This window comes from Symbiopectobacterium sp. Eva_TO, from assembly GCF_053848865.1.
Genome location: NZ_JBSPEY010000004.1, coordinates 2,152,843 through 2,170,861, shown reverse-complemented (window position 1 = coordinate 2,170,861; position 18,019 = coordinate 2,152,843). Strand labels below are relative to the sequence as shown.

Below are 18,019 nucleotides of genomic sequence, written 5' to 3'. Positions count from 1 at the left end.
GCACTGTTTAATCAATGAGTTACGGGTTTATCTCAGAGTGGCATTTTGAACCTCAAAAAGCCAATGGGATGGCTTGAATGCCTTAATTCACGGGGTTCTGAGCATCCTGTTCAAAAAATGGCCAAAAGATGTGTATAACGATATGAGTCCGAGTAGGCGATCTGATCAATCGATAAAGATCCCAAATCATCAACCGGACTTAGCGATGTCGAGCATAGCACCGATACCCCGTAACGAACGACGCCTGATGAAGAAAACTCTCCATAAAACGCGTGACAAGAATCACGCCCGCAGGCTGACCGCCATCCTGATGTTGCACCGGGGCGAGCGCGTGAGCGATGTCGCCAGAATGCTTTGCTGCGCCCGTTCGTCAATCGGCAGATGGATTAACTGGCTCACCCTGTACGGCATTGAAGGCCTCAAATCTCTGCGGCCCGGTCGTGGCCGTCGCTGGCCGTTTGAACAGATCTGCGCACTGTTAATCCAGCTCGTAAAGCGTTCCCCTCATGATTTTGGCTATCAGCGTTCGCGCTGGAGCACGGAACTGCTAGCGATAAAAATCAATGAGATAACCGGTTGCCAGTTGCATGCTTCCACGGTGTGTAGTGGCACACTGATACTGGCCACCTGATCGGAGGTGATATGCTCACCTCATCAACACGACAGGTGACCTCATGGGTAAACATTTTACGGCGGAATTTAAGCTCGAAGCCGCAAAGCTGGTTGTCGACCACGGCTACACATACGTTAAGGCCGCAGAGGCGGTTAATGTCAGCCATTCTGCCATTAGTCGCTGGGTCAATAAGCTTCGCCTTGAACGACAGGGAAAAACGCCAACGGGACTTCCTCTTACCCCTGAACAGCTCGAGCTGCGTGAGATGAAGAAAAAAGTCCAATGCCTTGAAATGGAGAACGAAATCCTAAAAAAGGCTACGGCGCTCTTAATGTCGGACTCACTCAACGGTTCACGGTAGTCGACAGGCTGAGGGCCACCTCGTTATACACAAGTCCGCAACGCCTTATATGCCAAGGGTTAGCGGGCTGAAATAGGCAGCCGGTGGGGTTGTAAATGAAGTGAAACCGACGTGTACTATCGCCATTTACGGCGCTGAAAAATGACACGGGATTCAGATGGCTGGGCACACCAAGAACTGGAAGGGGTAAATCTTGGTGACACGAGGCTCAATAAGCGTGCCAAAGGGCTTTTGATACGGCTGGCTGAGAATCCGCAAGCCAGCATTCCGCATGCGTGCCTCGGATGGCCTGAGACGCTGGGTGCTTACCGCTTCATGGAGAACCAAGCATTCGAATGGCGAGACATTCTGCAACCTCACTGGCAGCGTACGCAGGAAAGGATCCGAGAACACGAGGTTGTGCTGTGTATCCAAGACACTACCGAGCTTGACTTCAACGGGCAGCAAATCCAAGGCTTGGGTCCCTTGAACTACGAAGCCAGGCGTGGTCTGTACCTGTATCCGACCTACGCGGTCAGTCCGGATCGCGTGGGGTTGGGCGTACTGGATGCGTGGATGTGGGCAAGAGAGTCGAAGGATGCAGACGGAAAACGCGATGGGCTCAAGGAGAGTACGCGCTGGCTCGAGGGATACGAGCGAGTTGCTGAACTCGCCTCGGAGTTGCCAAACACACGTCTGGTGTACTTAGCCGATCGCGAAGCGGATATCAAGGCGTTGATGCAGCTCGCTGATGACCTTGGCACTCCGGCTGACTGGTTGATCCGCTCGACTCATAATCGCAGTCTGGACTGTAATGAGAAGCTTTGGCAGAAGGTTGGAAAAACCGTGCCGGTGGGAGAAATCCAATTCGTTATGGCGGCTCGCGCGGGGCAGAAGGCGCGTACGGTGAAACAGGCGCTGCGCGTGAAGCGAGTGTCGCTGCGTTGCGGGTTGGCAGTGACTTGTGTGATAGCCAAGGAAATTGAGCCGCCAGCAGGCGTGAAGCCGGTCGAGTGGCGGTTGCTGAGCAATCGCGTACCTGAAGGACGAGAAGATATCGTGGAGCTGATCGACTGGTATCGGGCTAGATGGGAAATCGAGATGTTCTTCAATGTGCTGAAGAACGGCTGCTGTGTCGAAGCGTTACAGTTATCGACCGTGGATCGCATTGAGCGGGCATTGGCGCTGTTCATGATCGTGGCATGGCGCATCGCCTATTTAATGCGTATGGGACGAACCTGTCCAGAGCTGGACGCAATGTTGTTCTTTGATTCCGACGAGACTCATGGCGCTTACCTACTGATGAACAAGCGTATGCCCAAGGGCCGCCCTAAGCTAAACGAAGTATTGCGCTTAGTTGCGCAACTGGGAGGCTTTCTTGCTCGAAAAGGCGACGGTGAACCAGGCGCAAAAACTATCAGGAAAGGCTTGCAGAAAGTCATGACGGCCGCCGAAACGCTACGCGCGCTCAGGCACGAACAGAGATGTGTATAACGAGGTGGCTGAGGGCGCGATACCCGGTCACGGCGTTGTGCCAAACTTTTGAGGTACATCGCAGCAGCTACAGGCACTGGCAGGCTTCCGCTAATGAACCCGACGGTGAGCGCGTGGTTAAGTGTAGTCGCGTCATGGAAGCCTGGAACGCCAGCGGCGGCTCTGCCGGCGCTCGAAGTATCGCGACCATCGTCACCGGCAGCTCTGGTGTCAAAATGGGGCGCTGGCTGGCTGGCAAGCTGATGAAGGAGCTGGGTATCGCCAGCTGCCAGCGACCGGCTCACAAATACAAACGCGGCGGCAATGAACACGTTGAAATACCGAACTATCTCAACCGCCAGTTCGCGGTTACCGCGCCGGATCAGGTCTGGTGCGGCGATGTGACCTACATCTGGACGGGCAAATGCTGGGCTTACCTTGCGGTGGTGCTAGATCTGTTCGCCCGCAAACCGGTGGGCTGGGCCATGTCGACGTCGCCGGACTCGGCGCTGACAGTTAAAGCGTTGCAGATGGCCTGGGAACTCCGGGGACAACCAACAGGAGTCATGTTCCACAGCGACCAGGGCAGCCACTATACCAGCCGTCAATACCGGCAAGCCCTGTGGCGCTGCCGGATAAAGCAGAGTATGAGTCGGCGGGGTAACTGCTGGGATAATGCGCCAATGGAGCGGTTCTTCCGCAGCCTGAAGACAGAATGGGTGCCGACAAAGGGTTACAACAGCTTCAGCGAAGCCCAGGACGCGATTATCCGCTACATCACGGGGTATTACAGCGCTATCCGGCCTCACTGGTATAACGGCGGCTTAACTCCAAACGAATCTGAGCGACTGTTCTACATACAGTCTAATGCGGTGGCCAATATTAGTTGACCACTACAAAGAGAGCCACAAGCCGGTCGAATATCCGATGGCTATCATCAAAGATCATAACAACGCGACGGTGACCGGTTTTTACGAATACCTGAAAACGCCTGCCGCTGCGGATGTGTTCAAACGCTATGGTTTCACGCCGCGCGGATGATGCTTACGGATTACGAATGGCAAACCATTGAACTTAGTCTTAAAGTTTCCATCACCTCTGTAATATTCAGCCTGCCGCTAGGGATCCTGGCGGCATGGGTGTTGGTACGCTGCCGATTTCCCGGAAAGTCGCTGTTAGACAGCATTATCCATTTGCCGCTGGTGTTGCCTCCAGTGGTGATTGGCTATTTGTTGCTGATCGGTATGGGCAGAAAAGGGATTATCGGCCAATGGCTTTATGAATGGTTCTGCCTCAGTTTCAGTTGGCGCGGAGCCGCGCTAGCGTCTGCCGTGATCGCGTTTCCCCTGATGGTGCGCGCAATCCGCCTGGCGCTGGAAGCGGTGGATACGCGGTTGGAACTGGCCGCCCGAACGCTGGGTGCTAACCCCTGGCGCGTCTTCTTCACAATCACGTTGCCACTTTCATTTCCCGGCATTGTGGCAGGTACCGTATTGGCGTTTGCTCGCTCGCTGGGTGAGTTTGGTGCAACCATTACGTTTGTGTCCAATATTCCGGGGGAAACGCGTACTATCCCGTCGGCAATGTACACATTGATTCAAACACCGGGTGCAGAAGCTGATGCGGCGCGCTGGTGTGTGATTGCCATTCTGCTCTCAATGGCGTCGTTGCTGCTCTCTGAGTGGTTAACCCGCTGGGGCCGCAAACGGTTGGGGGTGTAATGCTGGAGCTTAATTTTCATCAACGCCTCGGCGATCTTGATTTGAGTGTGGATACCCAATTGCCCGCATCAGGCATTTCTGCGGTGTTTGGCGTATCAGGTGCAGGAAAAACGTCGCTGATCAATGCGGTGGTGGGCCTGACGCGCCCACAGTCTGGCCGTATTGTGCTCAATGACCGCGTGTTAATGGATGCGGAAAAACGTATCTGCCTGCCGCCCGAAAAGCGCCATGTGGGTTATGTGTTTCAGGATGCCCGGCTGTTTCCGCACTACCGTGTGCAAGGCAATCTACGCTATGGCATGGCGTCATCCATGAAATCACAGTTTGATGCCATTGTGGCATTGCTGGGCATTGAGGCTCTGTTAAACCGCTTACCCCTCACCCTCTCCGGTGGCGAAAAGCAGCGTGTGGCGATCGGGCGTGCCTTGCTGACCGCACCGGAACTGCTACTGATGGATGAGCCGCTGGCGTCGCTTGATTTGCCGTGCAAACGTGAGCTGTTGCCCTATCTGGAAACGTTGGCGAAAGAGGTCAACATTCCTATCCTGTATGTCAGCCACAGCATGGAAGAGATCGTGCGGCTCGCCGATCGCGTGGTGGTGCTGGATAACGGTAAGGTTAAAGCGGAAGGTCGGTTGGAAAAGGTATGGGCGAGTAGCGCGATGCGCCCCTGGTTACCGAGCGATGAGCAAAGCAGCATTCTCAATGTGAAAGTGATGGAACAGCACGAGCGTTATGCCATGACGGCGCTGTCGCTGGGCGAGCAACGGCTGTGGGTGAATCGGGTTTCCATACCTTTGAAAACCCCGTTGCGTATTCGTGTTAACGCGGTCGATGTCTCTTTGGTGTTGCAGCCGCCAACGACGAGCAGTATTCGTAACGTGTTGCCCGCTAAGGTACTGGAATGCATTGAAGTCGATGAACAGGTTGAAGTGAAGCTGTCGGTGGGGGGACAAATCCTCTGGGCTCGGATTTCACCTTGGGCGCGCGATGATCTGAGACTGCGTGCGGATATGTGGCTGTATGCGCAGATCAAAAGCGTGTCGATTACGGCGTAGGGCTTTCTGTATGTGCCATGCACATTTCCCAGGTCATTCCCCCGTATCCTCACGCCATCCTCGCGCAGGCGGGAACCTCTTACAGACGAAACGCGTTACTTCTGCCAGAGATTCCGGTTTGTGCCGAGGATGACCTTATTGCAACACGCGCTGGCGAATTAACTGCGCGATAGCCGGTTCTTCATTGTGTCCGATAACCAGATCGGCGTGCGCTTTAACGGCGTCATCACTGTTGCCCATAGCAACGCCGAGCCCTGCGGCTTCGAGCATACTGATGTCATTGAAGTTATCGCCAAAGGCCAACACCTCGCTCATGTCATAGCCCTGAGACGTGACCCACTCACGCAGCAGTTTGCCTTTGTTATTTCCGCTTTGGGCGACGTCAACCTGATCCTGCCAGGACCACTCGCAGGTCAGGCCAAACTCTTCCATGACCCGATTGGCAAAGTTATCTAACGCTTGCGTATCCGAATGCGAAAGGGAGAATTTCCAGATATTTTGCACCCGATCGGCGGCGTTCAGCAGGTTGTCAACGTGAAGGAAGGTGGGGCGCTGGTGTGGCGGCAGGGTTTCACCCCACGCCTGAGTGCGAATCACATGGCCAGTGGGTTCTTGATACAGCATGCCGTCATCGGCGTACATCAGACCGTGAATGCCATATTCGCCTAACAAGGTCAGCACGCTTTTAGCCTGTGTCGCTGTCAATGGATTGGCCTGAGATGTCTGTTTATTCTGATAATCGTACAGATAGGTGCCATTGCAGCAAATCGCCGGCGTATCCAGCTCCAGCGCCTGATAGAACGGATAAATCGCAGAATGGTGCCGCCCTGTGGCGATCACCACTTTGACACCCTGTTGGCGCGCCAGCGCCAGTGCAGTGAGGGACTCCGGTAAAATTTTCTTTTGTTTGTCCAGCAATGTGCCATCCAAATCAAGAGCAATGATACGATACGTCATAGCGGTCCTATTAAGAGAGTCTAGGCTGTGTCCCTTAATTACATAACCTCTGGTAAAACAGTCGGATGCAGCCCAGTTTCAACATTGCCAGATAATTCCTCGCCGTTTTGTCGTAACATGTCGCAATGCGACGGTATTCTTTCAGACGGCCAAAGCACCGCTCAACAACGTTCCGATTGCGGTAGGCGTCACGATCGAGCTTTGAACGACCATCCACCGCCATTTTTTCAGTGGATTTTCGGGGGATGACAGTTTTTATACCTCTGTTTTTCCGCTCGTTACGTAATACATGCCCGGAGTACGCCTTGTCAGCCAGCACCGCATGACCACGGCGTTTCATACTGCCGTTCTGGCGTTGAACACCAATACCGTCCAAAAGACGTAGTGCAAACTGACTTTCATGAGCCTGACCGGGGCTCAACACGATGTTTAACGGAAGACCACTTCCGTCTGTAGCCATATGGATTTTGGTGCCAAAACCACCTCGAGAGCGACCCAGCCTATTATCTCCGGTGATATCGGAATGTTTTTTTGAGCACCGGCAGCACATTTCAGCGCCCTGATATTGCTACCATCCAGCGTAGTCGCTGACCAGTCCACGAGGCCATGGGCATCAAGTGATGAAAGTAACTTATTAAAAATAATGTTAATAACTCCCGATTTTGACCATCGGTTAAAGCGGTTATAAACGGTTTTCCATGGGCCGTATCGCTCAGGTAAATCACGCCATGGGGCACCAGAGCACAGCACCCAGAACATGCCATTGATAATCATGCGATGCTCAGCCCATGGGCGTCCGACCTGTGGTGTTGCTGGTTCAGCAGGGAGTAAGGGCTGGATGATAGCCCATGCTTCATCGGGAAGGTCGTAGCGAGCCATAGTTCAAAATGATGTAGAAACAAACAGTTAGTATAACTCATGGGATTAAGGGACACAGCCTAGAATTGCGTTAATGCCCATAATGTTACACCCTAAGTAGCATGGCGCAAAATGCGACAAACCAAGGAGAAAAGCATGCAGCAAGTGGTCTATATCGCCAGTCCGGAAAGCCAGCAGATTCACGTCTGGCAGTTGGCGTCTTCGGGGCAGCTCACGTTGTTACAGGTTGTCGATGCGCCGGGTCAGGTGCAGCCGATGGTGATAGCACCCAACAAACAGCATCTTTACGTTGGGGTACGCCCGACGTTCTCGGCCATCAGTTACCTTATCGATGCACAAGGTTTGCTGACGCAGGTTGGTTCTGCCTCGTTGCCGGGAAGTCCGACACATTTGTCCACTGACCGCCAAGGGCGTTTCCTGTTTAGCGCATCCTATAGCGGAGAAACGTTGAGCGTCAGTCCGATTGATGCCGAAGGCATTGTGGGGGAGCCGATTCAACAACTGGATGGGCTATCAGGCTGCCACTCGAGCAATATCGACCCTCAAAACCGAGTGCTGTGGGCACCGTGTTTGAAAGAAGATCGCATTCGTTTGTATGACGTTTCTGCTGAGGGTGAGCTGTACGTTGCGGCGCAAGCGGACCTCCACGCGGTGGATGGTGCAGGCCCACGGCATATGGATTTTCACCCAAATCAGCGTTTTGCCTACTGTGTGAATGAGTTGAACAGTACGGTTGATGTGATTGAGTTGCACTCGGTAGCGGGCAAAGCGCGCACCGTGCAGTCGCTGGATGCCATGCCGCAGGGCTTTGCGGATACCCGCTGGGCTGCGGATATTCATTTGACGCGAGATGGTCGTTTCCTTTATTGCAGCGATCGTACTGCCAGCCTGTTAAGTATTTTCCAGGTGTCCGAAGATGGCAGTACCTTAACGCTGGTGGGACATCAACCAACGGAGACGCAACCGCGCGGTTTCAACATCGATCACCAGGGGGAGTTTGTGATTTCTGCTGGACAGAAGTCCCAGCACATTGAGGTGTATCGCATCGATCAGGAAAGCGGAAAGCTGCAACCACTGGCGCGCTATGCGGTAGGGCAGGGGCCGATGTGGGTGAGTGTGTTGGCGCTTGATTGAGTCGTGTGGGAATCGTGGCTTCATAGTTCGTCATCCCCGGCGAAGGCAGGGGAGCTCTGGCAGAAGTAACGCGTTTCGTCTGTAAGAGATTCCCGCCTGCGCGGGAATGATAGGCCAGATAAAAGAGGTTCCCGCTTGCGCGGGAACGACGAGATTGAGATTTACTTTTTCTCTTCTTCTTCGTTAAGCACCTGACGCGCCCAACGCGGGTGGTGCTTACGCGCCCACTTGGCAGAAACTTTGCCTTCGATCATGCCCTTGATGGAACCACGTACCCAGAACGCCATGTACATATGAATCAGGATGGCGTGGATTAACACGATAGCTGCTGCCGCGTGAACCAGAATAGCGTAACGCACGATATCGATCGGGAACAGGTGGGCAAAGTAAGGCCGCCACATGATGATGCCGGTAATCAGCAACACCAGCGTCAACCCCATGATGCTCCAGAACATCATTTTCTGGCCCGGGTTGTATTTGCCCACATCTGCGACGTTATGTTCATTGCCTTTCAGAACCTCAACAATATGCAGGAACCAGGGAAGGTCACGGCGTTTCGGAATATTGTGGCTCACAAAACGGAAGAACATTGGCACTGTAGTGGTCAACTAATATTGGCCACCGCATTAGACTGTATGTAGAACAGTCGCTCAGATTCGTTTGGAGTTAAGCCGCCGTTATACCAGTGAGGCCGGATAGCGCTGTAATACCCCGTGATGTAGCGGATAATCGCGTCCTGGGCTTCGCTGAAGCTGTTGTAACCCTTTGTCGGCACCCATTCTGTCTTCAGGCTGCGGAAGAACCGCTCCATTGGCGCATTATCCCAGCAGTTACCCCGCCGACTCATACTCTGCTTTATCCGGCAGCGCCACAGGGCTTGCCGGTATTGACGGCTGGTATAGTGGCTGCCCTGGTCGCTGTGGAACATGACTCCTGTTGGTTGTCCCCGGAGTTCCCAGGCCATCTGCAACGCTTTAACTGTCAGCGCCGAGTCCGGCGACGTCGACATGGCCCAGCCCACCGGTTTGCGGGCGAACAGATCTAGCACCACCGCAAGGTAAGCCCAGCATTTGCCCGTCCAGATGTAGGTCACATCGCCGCACCAGACCTGATCCGGGGCGGTAACCGCGAACTGGCGGTTGAGATAGTTCGGTATTTCAACGTGTTCATTGCCGCCGCGTTTGTATTTGTGAGCCGGTCGCTGGCAGCTGGCGATACCCAGCTCCTTCATCAGCTTGCCAGCCAGCCAGCGCCCCATTTTGACACCGGAGCTGCCGGTGACGATGGTCGCGATACTTCGAGCGCCGGCAGAGCCGCCGCTGGCGTTCCAGGCTTCCATGACTCGGCTACACTTAACCACGCGCTCACCGTCGGGTTCATTAGCGGAAGCCTGCCAGTGCCTGTAGCTGCTGCGATGTACCTCAAAAGTTTGGCACAACGCCGTGACCGGGTATCGCGCCCTCAGCCTGTCGACTACCGTGAACCGTTGAGTGAGTCCGACATTAAGAGCGCCGTAGCCTTTTTTAGGATTTCGTTCTCCATTTCAAGGCATTGGACTTTTTTCTTCATCTCACGCAGCTCGAGCTGTTCAGGGGTAAGAGGAAGTCCCGTTGGCGTTTTTCCCTGTCGTTCAAGGCGAAGCTTATTGACCCAGCGACTAATGGCAGAATGGCTGACATTAACCGCCTCTGCGGCCTTAACGTATGTGTAGCCGTGGGCGACAACCAGCTTTGCGGCTTCGAGCTTAAATTCCGCCGTAAAATGTTTACCCATGAGGTCACCTGTCGTGTTGATGAGGTGAGCATATCACCTCCGATCAGGTGGCCAGTATCAGTGTGCCACTACAGTCAACGAATTTAGTGCGCACAATCATTTTCTGCTTGCTCATTGCTTCTCCTCCTCGTCGTGGTCATTCTCCGTTTCTTCCGTGTTTGGTCCCACGCCAACATAGTGGAAAATCAAACCGGCAAAGGTAGCGACAAAGCCGAGCGTTGCCAGCGGTTTGAGGATGCCTTTCCACAAGTTGACCGGGGTAGAGATCTGCGAATTGTCGGGCAGATTGTTGTAGAGCGACGGTTTATAGGCATGGTGCAGCACGTACATGACGTTAGTACCGCCCATCCCTTCGGGATCGTACAGACCCGCGTTGTTATAACCGCGTTTTTTCAGATGCGTGATGCGCTCTTCCGCCAGCAGTTTCATCTATTCCTTGGTTCCGAAATGAATGGCGCCGGTCGGACAGGTTTTCACACAGGCCGGTTCCTGACCCGTGCTAACGCGATCCACACACATGGTGCATTTATACACCCTGTTATCGTCTTTATTGAGCCGCGGAACGTTGAACGGGCAGCCAGCGATACAGTAACCGCAGCCGATGCAGTGCTCGGACTGGAAGTCGACTATGCCGTTCGCATACTGAATGATGGCACCGGCAGACGGACACTCCTTCAAACAGCCCGGATCGCTACAATGCATGCAGCCATCTTTACGGATCAGCCACTCCAGACGATCGGCGCTTTCCACTTTGGAAAAGCGCATCACCGTCCAGGATTTGGCGCTCAGATCCATCGGGTTATCATACACCCCGTGGTTATGGCCCACTTCGTCACGGATGTCGTTCCACTCGGAGCAGGCCGCCTGACAGGCTTTACAGCCAATACAGGTGGTGACGTCAATCAGTTTGGCCACTTCACTTTTATCGTTTCTCACGTGCGGTGGCGGTGTCAGGCTACTGGTAGCCGAACGTTGAATAATATCTTGAGATTGCATTGACATAGCGCGCTACCTTACACCTTTTCCACATTCACCAAAAACGCCTTGAACTCTGGCGTTTGCGAGTTAGCGTCACCGACGCTGGGCGTGAGGGTATTTGCCAGGAAGCCTTTGCGCGTGGTGCCTTCAAAGCCCCAGTGACAAGGTATCCCGACGGTCTCAATCGCTTTACCGGCGACGGTCAAGGTCTTGATACGTTTGGTGACCACCGCTTTGGCTTTGATGTAGCCGCGCTGACAGGAAACCTTCACCTCATCCCCCGCTTTGATCCCTTTGCTCTGCGCCAGGTTTTCGCCAATTTCCACAAACTGCTCGGGTTGGATTATGGCGTTAATGCGCGCATGCTTGGTCCAATGACGGAACAGCTCGGTAATGGAGTAGGTGGTAGCGACATAAGGGAAATCGCTCGCCTTGCCCATGGTTTTTGCATCGCGGGCAAACAGTCGCGCCGCCGGGCTGGATACCACTGACGGGTGCAACGGATTGGTATCGAGCGGCGTTTCCACCGGTTCGTAGTGTTCCGGGAACGGGCCATCGACCAGTTTATCCACCGAGAAGAGACGCGCCACGCCTTCCGGCAACATGATAAACGGCATCGCGTCTTTGCCTGGCGGTACGGTAGCGGCGAAATCAGGCACATCGATGCCTTGCCATTTCTGGCCGTTCCACTCCAGCAGCTTGCGCTTGCTGTCCCAAGGTTTTCCTTGCAGGTCAGCGGAGGCGCGGTTGTAAAGGATGCGGCGGTTTTGCGGCCAGCACCAGGCCGAGCCCGGCATTGCCCCCAGCTCGGCATCGCTGTTGTCGCGGTTCGCCATCTGGTTGACTTTTTCCGTCCAGCTACCGGCGTAAATCCAGCAGAAGCTGGACGTAGTGCCGTCGTCGCGCAACTGCGAGAAGTCTGCCAGTTGCTGGCCTTTTTTCAGGATCAGCGTGCCCTTGTCGTCATAAATATCCGCCAGCGCCATACCATTACTTTCGCGCGCAATTTCTTCCGGCGTCGGGTCTTCCGGGTCCTGATAGTTCCAGTTGATGTTCATCAATGGTTCAGGGCATACGCCGCCTTCTTCGCGATACAGTTCGCGCAGGCGCATCAGCAGTTTGCCGAGGATCTTTCCGTCGTGCAGCGCCTCTGCCGCGGTGGCTCGGCCGCTGCCCAGTGCCATTGCAACCAACGGCCGGAGTTGGCGATGGAGCCGTTTTCTTCCGCGAAGCAACTGGAAGGCAAACGGAACACTTCAGTCTGGATGGCGGCGCTATCGACATCGTTAAATTCGCCGTGGTTCTGCCAGAAGGTGGAGGTCTCGGTCGCAAGCGGATCGATAACTACCATGTACTTCAATTTGGAGAGCGCTTCCGTCGCTTTGTTCTTGTTGGAGAACGCCGCCAGCGGGTTGAAGCCTTGCACGATATAGCCGTGCATCTTGCCTTCAACCATCAATTCGGTTTGCACCATCACGTCGTAGCTGCGATCCCACTTCGGTAGCCATTCATAGCCCCACTGATTGTCTGCTTGCGCGTGGTCGCCATAGAAGCTCTTCATCATGCTGATAAAGAATTTTGGCGTATTCTTCCAGTAGTTGACTTGGTCCGGCAGCAGTGCATCCGGCGTGATCTGCTTGAGGTAGGTTTTCAGGTCAGCTTGCTTTTCCGACGGCAGAGGCATGTAGCCCGGCAGATTAAGGCTGAGCAGCCCCAGGTCGGTATAGCCCTGAATATTGGAGTGACCGCGCAGGGCGTTGACACCTCCACCGGCCATGACGATATTGCCAAGCAGCAACTGGATCATGGCTGCGGCACGGATAATCTGTGCGCCGTTGGTGTGGTGTGTCCAACCCAGCGCGTACATGAAGGCCGCTGTTTTATCGGGAACGCTGGTTTCTGCCAGAGAGCGGCAGATCTCTTCGTAATGATGCGCTGGCGTACCGCATAGTGAAACAACCATTTCAGGCGTGTAGCGAGCAACATGCGCTTTCAGCAGGTTCCAAACACAGCGCGGGTGTGTCAGCGTCATATCGCGTTTGGCAAAGCCGTTAGCGTCCAGTTCGTAGTTCCAACTGGTCTTGTCGTACTGGCGGGCATCCGCATTATAACCGCTGAACAGGCCTTCATCGAACCCGAAGTCCTCACGCACGATCAGGCTGGCGCTGGTGTAAGACTTCACATATTCGTGATGAATTTTATCATGGGTGATCAGGTAGTTGATAATCCCCAGCAGGAACGCAGCATCGGAACCTGCCCGGATCGGGGCATAGAGGTCGGCTACGGCGGCGGAGCGGTTAAAGCGCGGGTCAACCACGATCAGTTTGGCGTCGTTATGGGTTTTCGCTTCGACCGCCCATTTAAAACCAACCGGGTGGGCTTCTGCGGCGTTACCCCCCATCACGATAATCAGATTGGCGTTTTTGATATCCACCCAGTTATTGGTCATGGCACCGCGACCAAACGTGGGCGCGAGTGCGGCAACGGTCGGACCATCGCACAGGCGTGCCTGGCAGTCGATAGCGATCATACCCAGTGAGCGGGCAAATTTCTGATCGAGGATACCGGTTTCATTGCTGGCGGCAGAAGAGCAGAGAATGCCGGTGGTCAACCAACGGTTAACTACAGTGCCCTTGGCGTTGACGCGTTCAAAGTTGGCATCACGGTCTGCCTTCATCAGGCGTGCAATACGATCAATGGCATCATCCCAGCTAATGCGCTGCCATTTGTCGGAGCCTGGCGCGCGATACTCGGGGTGCTTCAAACGTCCTTCGCTGTGGATGTAGTCAACCAGCCCTGCGCCTTTCGGAAACAGCGAGCCACGGCTTACCGGATGATCCGGATCCCCCTCGATATGGTAAATGGCCGGTTTAGCGTTTTTCGCTCCATCACCCAGACTGTACATCAACACACCGCACCCGACGGAGCAGTAGGTGCAGTTGTTACGAGTTTCCTTGGCGCGCAGTAATTTGTACTGACGTACCGATGCCATTGCTTCCGTGGGGGCAAAGCCCAGTGCGGCGAGGGTGGTGCCAGCCATCCCCCCTGCACAAACTTTAAAGAAACCTCTTCGATTAATTTGCATTAGTTTCCCTATGTGATTGTTTGTTCATTTTTTGTTGCAGGCAATTTAACAACACTCACGATAGGGGTTTTGCGCGAAATCAAAATTTAAGTATTTAAAACACCTTTTTACTCCTTTAAAGGTATGTTTTTATGTTGATATATAATTAATTATATAGCGCTTGGTTTCAGTTTTGTAATCTAATGGTTGTTTTTTCGCTGCAAAAATAGCCAAAATGGCAAAAAAATCGCCATACAAAAAAGATACAATTGAGCAACAGGAAATGGGGGGGAATGCTACGTCTGTGAGATGTTTTACCGCAAATAAAGGGCGATAAAAAAGCCGCCCGGAGGCGGCTTGATGGATTATTTAACTTGCATTCCCGGCTGGGCGCCGCTATCCGGGCTGAGCAGGAAAATTTCCTTGCCGCCAGGGCCTGCGGCCATCACCATACCTTCCGACACGCCGAATCGCATTTTACGCGGGGCCAGGTTGGCGACCATGATGGTCAAACGGCCTTCCAGCGCTTTCGGATCGGGGTAAGCCGTGCGGATACCGGAGAAAATCTGGCGCGTTTCACCGCCGAGATCCAGTGTCAATCGCAGCAGCTTGTCAGAGCCCTCCACGAAATCAGCCTGTTTAATCAGCGCAATGCGCATATCCACTTTGGCAAAATCGTCAAAAGAGATGGAGTCCTGAATTGGATCGTCAGCCAGCGGACCGGTCACGACCTTCTTGGCACTCATGTCTTCTTTGGAAGCATCAACCATCGCATTGACCTTGTCGAGATCGATACGGTTGAACAACGCTTTGAACGCTTTCACGTCGTGACTCAGCAGCGGTTGTACTACCGCATCCCATGTCAACGTAGTGTTGAGGAACGCTTCGGCGCGCTCTGCCAGCGACGGCAATACCGGTTTCAGGTAGGTCATCAGCACGCGGAACAGGTTGATGCCCATGGAGCAAATCGCCTGCAAATCCGCATCGCGGCCTTCTTCTTTTGCCACCACCCATGGGGCTTGTTCGTCCACATAGCGGTTGGCGATATCGGCCAGCGCCATGATCTCGCGGATAGCTTTGCCGGATTCTCGGTTGGCGTAGGCTTCTGAAATGCTGTCAGCCGCATTGGCAAAAGTGGCATAGAGCTCGCCATCGGCCAGGGTTTCCGCCAGTTTTCCGCCAAAACGCTTATTTATGAAACCAGCGTTACGCGACGCGAGGTTAACCACTTTGTTAACGATATCGGCATTCACGCGCTGCACGAAATCTTCAAGATTGAGGTCGATATCGTCAATGCGTGACGACAGCTTGGCCGCGTAGTAATAACGCAGGCAATCGGCATCCAGATGTTGCAGATAGGTCTCGGCCTTGATAAAGGTGCCGCGCGATTTGGACATCTTGGCACCGTTTACCGTCACATAGCCGTGCACAAACAGGTTGGTCGGCTTACGGAAACCGCTGCCTTCTAACATGGCAGGCCAGAACAGGCTGTGGAAATAGACGATATCTTTACCGATGAAATGGTACAGCTCAGCACTGCTCTCTTTACGCCAGAACTCATCAAAATCGATATCACCGCGTTTGTCGCACAGGTTTTTAAACGACCCCATGTAACCGATCGGCGCATCCAGCCAGACGTAAAAATATTTGCCCGGAGCATCCGGCACTTCGAAACCGAAGTAGGGCGCATCGCGGGTGATATCCCACTGTTGCAGGCCGGCATCAAACCACTCTTGCATCTTGTTGGCGACCTGCTCCTGCAACGCACCGGAACGCGTCCAGGCTTGCAGCATTTCGCTGAATGCGGGCAAATCAAAGAAGAAGTGCTCCGACTCGCGCATCACCGGTGTCGCACCGGAAACCGCCGATTTCGGGTCGATCAGTTCCGTCGGGCTATAAGTCGCGCCGCACACTTCGCAGTTGTCACCATACTGATCGGCCGCTTTACATTTCGGGCAGGTGCCTTTGACGAAACGGTCCGGCAAGAACATGCCTTTTTCCGGATCGTAGAGCTGAGAAATGGTGCAGTTCTTGATAAAACCGTTCTCTTTCAAACGACGATAGATAAGACCGGACAACTCCCGGTTCTCTTCACTGTGGGTGGAGTGATAATTGTCGTAGCTAATCTGAAAGCCAGCGAAATCAAGCTGATGTTCCTGACTCACGTCCGCAATCATCTGCTCCGGTGCCACACCCATCTGCTGTGCTTTCAACATGATTGGCGTACCGTGGGCGTCATCCGCACAGATAAAGTGAACCTGGTGACCGCGCATTCGCTGATAACGGACCCAGATATCAGCCTGGATATGCTCCAGCATGTGGCCGAGGTGGATTGATCCGTTAGCATAAGGCAACGCGCAGGTTACCAATATTTTCTTAGCGACTTGAGTCATAGTGGGGAACTTACTTTCTTTCATGATGATGAGAGGGAATCCCGATGTTAACCGATAGGCCCTTGTGGCGTAAACTGCTGTAAGCGGAAAACCCTGTCAAACGCGGGCAACGCGGCGTTCTCGTTGCCGGGGCGATTTTTTCACTGAGGTCTACGATCGGAGCGGGGCATTCTGTTATGCTATGGCTGTTTTTCCACAAAATAATGAGAACGATAAGGAGCCGGGATGAACGCAACAATCCCTGAGCAGACCCCCGATACGCTGAAGGCAGTGGTGACTGGTGTCCTCTCCACGTTTAAGCACCCGACGCTGAAAAATAACCTGACGACGCTCAATGCCTTGCATCACTGTGCCTTGCTGGATGAGGTGCTGCGCATCGAACTGGTGATGCCATTTGCCTGGTTGAGTGGGTTGGACGTATTAAAAGAAACCGTCAGCCCAGAGTTGATGCGTTTAACCGGCGCCAAGGATGTGGAATGGCGCCTGACACACAGTATTGCCACGCTGCGCCGTGTTAACAATCAGGCGGGTGTCAAAGGCGTTAAAAACATTATTGCCGTTAGCTCTGGCAAGGGGGGCGTAGGGAAATCCAGCACCGCGGTGAACATGGCATTGGCGCTGGCCGCAGAGGGAGCGTCGGTGGGTATTCTCGATGCCGATATCTATGGCCCTTCCATTCCGACCATGTTAGGCACTGCCAGCGAGAGCCCGACCTCGCCGGATGGTCAGCACATGGCACCGATCATGGCTTATGGTCTGGCGACCAACTCTATCGGTTATCTGGTGACGGATGATAATGCGATGGTGTGGCGCGGCCCGATGGCGAGTAAAGCGCTGTTGCAACTGCTGCAAGATACGCTCTGGCCGGATCTCGATTATCTGGTATTAGATATGCCGCCGGGCACCGGGGATATCCAGTTGACGCTGGCGCAAAATGTGCCGGTGACGGGCGCAGTGGTGGTGACGACGCCGCAAGACATTGCGTTGGTGGATGCCATGAAGGGCATCACCATGTTCGAGAAAGTCAGCGTGCCGGTGTTGGGTATCGTCGAGAACATGAGCGTGCATATTTGCAGCCACTGCGGTCATCTGGAGCCGATTTTTGGCACCGGCGGCGCGCAGAAACTGGCGGAGAAATACAACTGTGCCCTGTTGGGGCAACTGCCGCTGCATATCTCTCTGCGTGAGGATCTCGATCGCGGTGAACCCACCGTTGCCAGCAAGCCAGACAGCGAGTTCACCTCACTGTATCGCGAACTGGCCGGGCAAGTGGCTGCACAGCTTTACTGGCAGGGTGAAGTCATTCCGACCGAGATTTCGTTTCGGGCGGTGTGACGGGCTACAGGAGTGGGGATGTGTGGCGTTCCCACTCTCTCTTTGTCATTCCCGCTTTTTCTTCGTTATTCCCGCGCAGGCGTGAATCTCTGATAGGCAAAAGGCGTGCCTTCTGCCTGAAATCCCCAGCTTTCGCCGAGGATGGCAGAGGGGACATTCAGAACAGGGTAAAGAATAAGTCATTCCACAAAGGGTTGGCCGCCTCGATCAAATTAACTTTCCACGCCCGCATCCATTTTTTTAATTACTTCTCCCGCTTAATTGCCATGAGCATACTTTAAGTCATATCGTTATACACATC

Annotated in this window: 10 protein-coding genes and 6 pseudogenes; 9 read left to right on the top strand and 7 right to left on the bottom strand. The window is 54.0% G+C overall.

Going from position 1 to position 18,019, the window contains the following annotated elements; genetic code table 11:
- Nucleotides 1-205 precede the first annotated feature (205 nt).
- The 7 genes and pseudogenes from ACWWJF_RS13435 to modC all read left to right on the top strand — a co-directional run.
- Nucleotides 206-601: pseudogene (locus ACWWJF_RS13435) on the top strand (helix-turn-helix domain-containing protein); the annotation flags it as partial.
- Nucleotides 602-674: 73 nt separating this feature from the next.
- Nucleotides 675-974 carry a transposase gene (locus ACWWJF_RS13430; RefSeq protein WP_455869719.1) on the top strand — a complete coding sequence of 100 codons (300 nt, stop codon included), beginning with the start codon at nucleotides 675-677 and terminating at the stop codon, nucleotides 972-974.
- A 141-nt stretch (nucleotides 975-1,115) separates the two neighbouring features.
- Nucleotides 1,116-2,447, top strand: a complete 1,332-nt coding sequence (locus ACWWJF_RS13425; RefSeq protein ID WP_455869718.1) for an IS4 family transposase — start codon at nucleotides 1,116-1,118, stop codon at nucleotides 2,445-2,447.
- A gap of 8 nt (nucleotides 2,448-2,455) precedes the next feature.
- Nucleotides 2,456-3,316 (top strand): annotated as a pseudogene (locus ACWWJF_RS13420) (IS3 family transposase); the annotation flags it as partial.
- Between the two features lie 13 nt (nucleotides 3,317-3,329).
- Nucleotides 3,330-3,467 (top strand): annotated as a pseudogene (locus tag ACWWJF_RS13415) (substrate-binding domain-containing protein); the annotation flags it as partial.
- Complete coding sequence (gene modB / locus ACWWJF_RS13410) at nucleotides 3,464-4,147, top strand: molybdate ABC transporter permease subunit (protein ID WP_455869717.1); 684 nt, start codon at nucleotides 3,464-3,466, stop codon at nucleotides 4,145-4,147. The pseudogene ACWWJF_RS13415 and the gene modB, both read left to right, overlap by 4 nt.
- On the top strand, nucleotides 4,147-5,205 hold the full coding sequence (gene modC / locus ACWWJF_RS13405; RefSeq protein WP_455869716.1) for a molybdenum ABC transporter ATP-binding protein ModC: 1,059 nt from the start codon (nucleotides 4,147-4,149) through the stop codon (nucleotides 5,203-5,205). The genes modB and modC overlap by 1 nt, the downstream gene beginning before the upstream one ends.
- 135 nt (nucleotides 5,206-5,340) lie before the next feature.
- Here the strand turns inward: modC and ACWWJF_RS13400 are convergent, their stop codons facing one another.
- A complete protein-coding gene (locus ACWWJF_RS13400; protein ID WP_455869715.1) occupies nucleotides 5,341-6,162 on the bottom strand; it encodes a pyridoxal phosphatase in 822 nt (273 codons plus the stop codon).
- Nucleotides 6,163-6,196: 34 nt separating this feature from the next.
- A protein-coding gene (locus ACWWJF_RS13395) for an IS5 family transposase (protein WP_455869714.1) occupies nucleotides 6,197-7,041 on the bottom strand; the annotation gives its coding sequence in 2 pieces (ribosomal slippage) (nucleotides 6,197-6,696 and nucleotides 6,696-7,041; 846 coding nt in all).
- A 135-nt stretch (nucleotides 7,042-7,176) separates the two neighbouring features.
- Between ACWWJF_RS13395 and pgl the strand changes: the two genes are divergently transcribed.
- On the top strand, nucleotides 7,177-8,175 hold the full coding sequence (gene pgl, locus ACWWJF_RS13390) for a 6-phosphogluconolactonase (RefSeq protein ID WP_455869713.1): 999 nt from the start codon (nucleotides 7,177-7,179) through the stop codon (nucleotides 8,173-8,175).
- A gap of 161 nt (nucleotides 8,176-8,336) precedes the next feature.
- Here the strand turns inward: pgl and ACWWJF_RS13385 are convergent.
- The 5 genes and pseudogenes from ACWWJF_RS13385 to metG all read right to left on the bottom strand — a co-directional run.
- Nucleotides 8,337-8,771: pseudogene (locus tag ACWWJF_RS13385) on the bottom strand (formate dehydrogenase subunit gamma); the annotation flags it as partial.
- A gap of 8 nt (nucleotides 8,772-8,779) precedes the next feature.
- A protein-coding gene (locus tag ACWWJF_RS13380; RefSeq protein WP_455869712.1) for an IS3 family transposase occupies nucleotides 8,780-9,948 on the bottom strand; the annotation gives its coding sequence in 2 pieces (ribosomal slippage) (nucleotides 8,780-9,693 and nucleotides 9,693-9,948; 1,170 coding nt in all).
- Nucleotides 9,949-10,059: 111 nt separating this feature from the next.
- Nucleotides 10,060-10,950 (bottom strand): annotated as a pseudogene (fdxH, locus tag ACWWJF_RS13375) (formate dehydrogenase subunit beta).
- 11 nt (nucleotides 10,951-10,961) lie between these two features.
- Nucleotides 10,962-14,011 (bottom strand): annotated as a pseudogene (gene fdnG, locus ACWWJF_RS13370) (formate dehydrogenase-N subunit alpha).
- Between the two features lie 344 nt (nucleotides 14,012-14,355).
- Entirely contained in the window at nucleotides 14,356-16,383 is a 2,028-nt protein-coding gene (metG, locus tag ACWWJF_RS13365) for a methionine--tRNA ligase (protein WP_455869711.1), read from the bottom strand.
- 225 nt (nucleotides 16,384-16,608) lie between these two features.
- On the opposite strand from metG, the gene apbC reads away from it, so the two are divergent.
- Nucleotides 16,609-17,718, top strand: coding sequence for an iron-sulfur cluster carrier protein ApbC (gene apbC, locus ACWWJF_RS13360; protein WP_455869710.1), 1,110 nt, complete (start codon nucleotides 16,609-16,611; stop codon nucleotides 17,716-17,718).
- Nucleotides 17,719-18,019: the final 301 nt, after the last annotated feature.